This window comes from Yoonia sp., from assembly GCF_017854415.1.
Taxonomy (GTDB): domain Bacteria; phylum Pseudomonadota; class Alphaproteobacteria; order Rhodobacterales; family Rhodobacteraceae; genus Yoonia.
Genome location: NZ_JAFMHR010000045.1, coordinates 1 through 6,006, shown reverse-complemented (window position 1 = coordinate 6,006; position 6,006 = coordinate 1). Strand labels below are relative to the sequence as shown.

The window sequence follows — 6,006 nt, the reverse complement described above, 5'->3', positions numbered from 1 at the left end:
CATTCGCGGCGCACACGGCGCAGATCTGCAGCAGAGCTATTGCCGACGCTGCAGGTCCAGTCGCCATCGTTAATACGCACTTCGCCACGGATCACAGGGTTTAGGCCGTTCACCGCGCGCAACAACGTCGATTTGCCAGAACCAGAGAGCCCCATCAGCACAAGGATTTCACCAACTTCCACGTTGAGCGAGCAGTTATGCACGCCAAGGATTTGATTGGTTTTCTCGCGGATTTCAGGGCGCTCTAGCCCGTCGTCCATAAAGGGTAGGGCCGTATGTGGTTTGTCACCAAAAACGATCGAGACATTGTCAAATTCAACGGCATTCATTTTGATTTCACCCGCAACATTCGGTCCAGCATGATAGCAACGGCCACGATCACAAGGCCGGATTCAAATCCAAGCCCGGGATCATTGCGCCCCAAGGCTTGCACGACAGGTTTTCCAAGGCCGTTTGCGCCGACATAGGCCGAGATTACGACCATCGACAGCGACAACATGATCACTTGGTTTAGGCCCGCCATGATTTGCGGGAAAGCATAAGGCAACTCGACCTTCCACAGGCGTTGCGCGCCAGTTGCCCCAAAGGCTTCGGCGGCTTCAAGCAACGATTTCGGGGTGTTTGAAACGCCTAAATACGTCAACCGGATTGGGGCGGGCAGCACAAAGATCACGGTCGCAAACAGGCCCGGCACCATGCCAAGGCCAAAAAATACAATCGCTGGAATGAGGTAAACAAAGGCAGGCAGGGTCTGCATCAGGTCCAGCACAGGGCTGAGTGCTTGATATGCACGCGGGCGGTGTGCCAAAAAAATCCCTATCGGGACCCCAAGGCCCATGCAGACAACGCAGGACGACAGCACCAGCGCTAAGCTGTCGGTCGTTTCGTCCCAATAGCCTTGGTTGAGAACGAACAAGAGGCAGGCCAGAACCAATGCGCAAGTTTTCCAAGAGCGTTGCAAGACCCACGTCAGCGCAATGAACAATGCGATCACTACGAATTCTGGTGGTGTTTGCAGGCACCACACAATCCCGTCAATCATCGCATCAAGCCCATCGCTGAGCGCGTCAAAGATTGGTCGCCCATTTTCCTTGAGCCAGTCAACGCCGGTTTCGGACCAGTCACCTACGGGAATTTTGTTCTCTGTCAGCCAGTTCATATTGAATTCCAAACTGCAAAAGGGGGCGATAAGAACCGCCCCCTTTCTTGTGGATTAGTTTGCGAGAGCCGCAGTAACGGCTGCGACTGCATCGCCACCATCGGCGGTTGTCACACCGTCAAGCCACGCGGTCCACGTGGCAGGGTTTGCAGCCAGCCATGCTTGGGCCGCATCGTTTGGATCAACGTCATCATTCAGGATCGCGCCCATGATTTCGTTTTCCATCGCCAGTGTGAATTCAAGGTTCTGCAGCAGCTTACCTGTATTCGCACATTCAGCGACATAGCCCGCACGGGTGTTTGTGGCGACAACAGCGCCACCCAGATCAGGTCCAAAGTAATCATCACCGCCCGGCAGATATGTAAGATCAAAGTTGGCATTCATTGGGTGCGGTTCCCAGCCAAGGAAAACAACAGCCTCGTCGCGGTCAACGGCGCGTTCAACTTGGGCCAACATGCCTTGCTCGGAGCTTTCAACCACTTCAAAGCCGTCAAGGCCAAAAGACCCAGAATCGATCATGTCTTGGATCAAACGGTTGCCGTCGTTGCCAGCCTCGATGCCGTAAATCTTGCCATCAAGCGCATCGGATGCAGCAGCGATGGTCGCGAAATCGGTGATACCAGCGGCCACACCAGCGGCGTTTGTCGCCAATGTGTACTTGGCGCCTTCAAGGTTGACGCGCACAGTATCGACGGTGCCTGCTTCACGGTAGCTGGCGATATCGCCTTCCATCGTTGGCATCCAATTACCCAAGAAAACGTCAATGTCGCCTTGCGCCATTGATGCGTAAGTCACTGGAACTGAAAGGATATCAGTGGAGGTCTCATAGCCCAATGCTTCCAGAACAATTGACGTGGCCGCGGTTGTGGCGGTGATGTCCGTCCAACCGACGTCGGAAAAACGGACCAAGCCGCAATCGGCTACGGCTGGAACTGCCGCACAGATCGCCAGAACAGATAGTGTTGATTTCAATTTCATATCGTTACTCCATGTTTTTTCTTGATTGACGAGTCAATAAAGAACGATTTAACTGCCTGTGTCACCTAAAAAGAGGATCAGATGCCCAAGCTTGGAATGGAGCCTATCCGCCGTGCGGCCTTAGTGAAAGCCACGATTGATGAAATCGGGGCAGTCGGCAACTTGGATGTAACGGTTAGTAATATCGCTAAGCGTGCAGGGATGTCATCGGCGCTCGCGCACCACTACTTTGGTGGCAAAGATCAAATATTTCTGGCCGCAATGCGTCATACGCTAGCAATCTATGCGGCCGAAGTCCGGGCTGCCCTTTACGGGGCCAAAGGTCACAATGCGCGCCTCGAGGCTGTTATTCGCGCGGGCTTCACGTCGACCAACTTCCAACCAGAGGTGATCGCGGCATGGCTCAATTTCTATGTTCTGGCGCAAACCTCTGCTGAGGCACATCGTTTATTGCGCATCTACCAAGAACGCCTGCGCAGCAATCTGCTTTATGATCTGCGCCCGCTGATTGGTGACGGCGCGGAAGGGGCCGCTGCCCGATTGGCAGGGCTAATCGACGGGTTGTATCTGCGCCAAGGTCTTGCACGCAAGCAAGCCAAGCAATCGGATGCCACTGCGCAAGCGCTTGCACTTTTGCACATTGAACTCGGGGGACGCCCACAATGACCAAACCCAATATCCTAATTATCATGGTGGACCAATTGAACGGAACGCTGTTTCCAGACGGTCCTGCGGATTGGCTGCATGCGCCGAACCTGAAAGCTTTGGCCGCCAAGTCGACCCGTTTTGCCAACGCCTACACTGCATCGCCGCTTTGCGCGCCGGGGCGGGCGTCGTTTATGTCGGGGCAATTGCCATCGCGCACCGGTGTCTATGACAACGCTGCTGAGTTTGCCTCATCCATTCCCACATACGCGCACCATTTGCGGCGTGCGGGTTATCAAACCTGTTTGTCTGGCAAAATGCATTTCGTCGGCCCTGACCAGATGCACGGGTTCGAGGAACGTTTGACGACAGACATATACCCGCCTGATTTCGGCTGGACACCAGACTACCGCAAACCCGGCGAGCGGATCGATTGGTGGTATCATAACATGGGGTCCGTGACGGGCGCAGGTGTGGCTGAAATCACCAACCAAATGGAGTACGACGACGAGGTTTGCTATAATGCGACCCGCAAGCTTTATGATCTCTCACGCGGCCAAGACAGTCGACCTTGGTGCCTGACTGTCAGCTTTACGCATCCACATGATCCCTATGTCGCACGTAAGAAATATTGGGACTTGTATGAGGATTGCGACCACCTGATGCCGCAGATCAGGCCGATCCCTTATGAGGAACAAGACGCGCACTCTCAACGTATTTTGGATGCCAACGACCGCGATAACTTCAACATCACCGAAGACCACACCAAACGCGCGCGCCGCGCATACTTCGCCAATATCTCTTACCTCGATGGCAAAATCGGCGAAGTGCTGCAAACGCTCAAAGACACCCGCCAAGAGGCTACGATCCTATTCGTCTCTGACCATGGCGATATGCTGGGTGAACGCGGGATGTGGTTCAAAATGTCGTTCTTGGAAGGCTCGGCACGTGTGCCGCTGATGATTTGCAGCCCGCAAATGCAAGCAGGCCTCAACGCGACCCCGGTCAGCAACATCGACGTGACACCGACCCTTTGTGATCTGGCGGGCATTGATATGTCCGAGGTCGCCCCTTGGACGACAGGCGAAAGCCTTGTGCATCTGGGGCAAGGTGGGGTGCGCGACACACCTGTGGCGATGGAATACGCCGCCGAAGGCAGCTATGCGCCGCTTGTCTGCCTGCGCTACGGCAAATGGAAATACACGCGCTGCACGCTCGATCCCGACCAGTTGTTCGACCTGGACGCCGACCCACAAGAGCTGACAAACCTCGCGGATCAGCCGGCACACCAAGGCACCGTAAGCCAGTTGCGGGCCAAATCCGAAGCGCGCTGGGACCTTGCCGCATTCGACGCATCCGTGCGGCAATCCCAAGCCTGTCGCTGGGTGGTCTACGAGGCCCTACGCAATGGTAACTACTACCCCTGGGACTATCAACCGCTGCAAAAAGCGTCCGAGCGGTACATGCGCAACCACATGGACCTCAATGTTCTCGAAGAAAACCAACGGTTCCCACGGGGCGAATAGACTTATCATCTTGCCCTTCCAAACTCCCGCCGGAGGTTCCGGCACTTGCGACAGACATAAAGGTCTCAAATTAAATGCAAGCTGACTACATCATCATCGGCGCAGGCTCTGCTGGCTGTGCAATCGCCTACCGTCTCGCGGAGGCAGGTAAACAGGTCTTGGTCATAGAGCACGGCGGCAGCGATGCTGGCCCGTTCATCCAGATGCCTGCCGCGCTGTCATATCCGATGAACATGAAACGCTATGACTGGGGGATGAAATCGGAACCCGAGCCGCATTTAGGCGGGCGCGAACTGGTTACACCACGCGGCAAAGTTATCGGCGGATCGTCATCAATCAACGGCATGATCTACGTGCGCGGGCATGCCTGCGACTACGACCACTGGGCGGAAAGCGGCGCACATGGTTGGTCCTATGCGGATGTGCTGCCATACTTCAAACGAATGGAACACTGGCACGATGGTGGTCACGGCGGCAACCCTGATTGGCGCGGCAAAGACGGCCCTCTGCACGTCACACGCGGGCCGCGCAAAAACCCGCTAACCCGCGCATTCGTCGTTGCAGGGGAACAAGCAGGTTACCCCGTCACAGGGGACTACAATGGCGAGCAGCAAGAAGGTTTTGGCCCCTTTGATGCGACAATCTACAAAGGTGTGCGCTGGTCCGCGGCAACAGCCTATCTGCGCCCCGCCCTGAAGCGTCCCAATTGCAACATCACACGTGCCTTTGCGCGCCGGATTGTGATTGAAGACGGACGCGCAGTCGGTGTCGAGGTTAGCCGTGGCAACAAAATTGAAATCATCAAAGCAGGCAAAGAAGTGATCGTTGCCGCCTCATCCCTGAATTCACCTAAACTGCTCATGCTGTCCGGGATCGGTCCTGCGGCGCACCTCAAAGAGCACGGGATCGAAGTCGTCGCAGACCGGCCCGGCGTTGGCCAAAACCTGCAAGACCACCTAGAGCTTTATATCCAGCAGGCAGCAACCAAGCCCGTCTCGCTTTTTGCCTACTGGAATCTGCGGGGCAAAGCCAAGATTGGTCTTGAATGGCTGCTGTGGAAAACAGGTCTTGGCAGCTCGAACCAGTTTGAAAGTGCTGCGTTCATCCGCTCGGACGCTGGGGTCAAGTATCCCGATATCCAATACCACTTTTTGCCGATCGCCGTGAGCTACGACGGCAAAGTCGCACCTGACGGGCATGGTTTCCAAGCACATGTCGGCCCGATGCGGTCCAAGTCGCGCGGGCAAGTTACCCTTCGCTCTGCTGATCCGGCAGATCACCCCAAGATCGAATTCAATTACATGTCCGACCCACAAGACTGGGTCGATTTCCGCAAATGTATTCGCCTGACCCGCGAGATTTTTGCGCAGGCTGCATTCGATCCTTTCCGCGGTCGTGAAATCCAACCGGGCGAGGATGCGCAAAGCGATGATGCACTCGACGACTTTATCAAAGAGCACGCGGAAAGTGCGTACCATCCGTGTGGCACTTGCAAAATGGGTGATCCGGATGACCCAATGGCAGTTGTCGACCCCGAAACGCGCGTGATTGGCGTGGCCGGTCTGCGGGTCGCGGACAGCTCTATTTTCCCGCGCGTACCGAATGGCAATACAAATGGACCGTCGCTGATGGTGGGCGAAAAAGCGGCGGATCATATTTTGCAGCGCAATCCGCTTGCGCCGTCCAATGATCAGCCTT

At 55.7% G+C, this 6,006-nt stretch carries 6 protein-coding genes; 3 read left to right on the top strand and 3 right to left on the bottom strand.

Going from position 1 to position 6,006, the window contains the following annotated elements:
* From QZ197_RS07080 to choX, 3 genes are all read right to left on the bottom strand, one after another.
* On the bottom strand, nt 1–329 hold a 329-nt coding region (locus tag QZ197_RS07080; RefSeq protein WP_296431167.1), incomplete at its 3' end, for an ATP-binding cassette domain-containing protein.
* Entirely contained in the window at nt 326–1,159 is an 834-nt protein-coding gene (gene choW / locus QZ197_RS07075) for a choline ABC transporter permease subunit (protein WP_296431166.1), read from the bottom strand. The genes choW and QZ197_RS07080, both read right to left, overlap by 4 nt.
* 54 nt (nt 1,160–1,213) lie before the next feature.
* The gene (gene choX, locus QZ197_RS07070; protein ID WP_296431165.1) at nt 1,214–2,137 is read right to left on the bottom strand and encodes a choline ABC transporter substrate-binding protein; all 924 of its coding nucleotides are present in this window, start codon (nt 2,135–2,137) and stop codon (nt 1,214–1,216) included.
* Nucleotides 2,138–2,218: 81 nt separating this feature from the next.
* On the opposite strand from choX, the gene betI reads away from it, so the two are divergent.
* The 3 genes from betI to betA all read left to right on the top strand — a co-directional run.
* The gene (betI, locus tag QZ197_RS07065) at nt 2,219–2,803 is read left to right on the top strand and encodes a transcriptional regulator BetI (protein WP_296431164.1); all 585 of its coding nucleotides are present in this window, start codon (nt 2,219–2,221) and stop codon (nt 2,801–2,803) included.
* The gene (betC, locus tag QZ197_RS07060) at nt 2,800–4,308 is read left to right on the top strand and encodes a choline-sulfatase (RefSeq protein ID WP_296431163.1); all 1,509 of its coding nucleotides are present in this window, start codon (nt 2,800–2,802) and stop codon (nt 4,306–4,308) included. The genes betI and betC overlap by 4 nt, the downstream gene beginning before the upstream one ends.
* Before the next feature lie 74 nt (nt 4,309–4,382).
* A partial coding sequence (betA, locus tag QZ197_RS07055) for a choline dehydrogenase (protein WP_296431162.1) occupies nt 4,383–6,006 on the top strand: 1,624 nt, incomplete at its 3' end.

Bases quoted from the DNA above. Each gene is read 5' to 3' on its own strand.
- choW (WP_296431166.1), bottom strand. From the start codon at position 1,159: ATGAACTGGCTGACAGAGAACAAAATTCCCGTAGGTGACTGGTCCGAA.
- choX (WP_296431165.1), bottom strand. From the start codon at position 2,137: ATGAAATTGAAATCAACACTATCTGTTCTGGCGATCTGTGCGGCAGTT.
- betI (WP_296431164.1), top strand. From the start codon at position 2,219: ATGCCCAAGCTTGGAATGGAGCCTATCCGCCGTGCGGCCTTAGTGAAA.
- betC (WP_296431163.1), top strand. From the start codon at position 2,800: ATGACCAAACCCAATATCCTAATTATCATGGTGGACCAATTGAACGGA.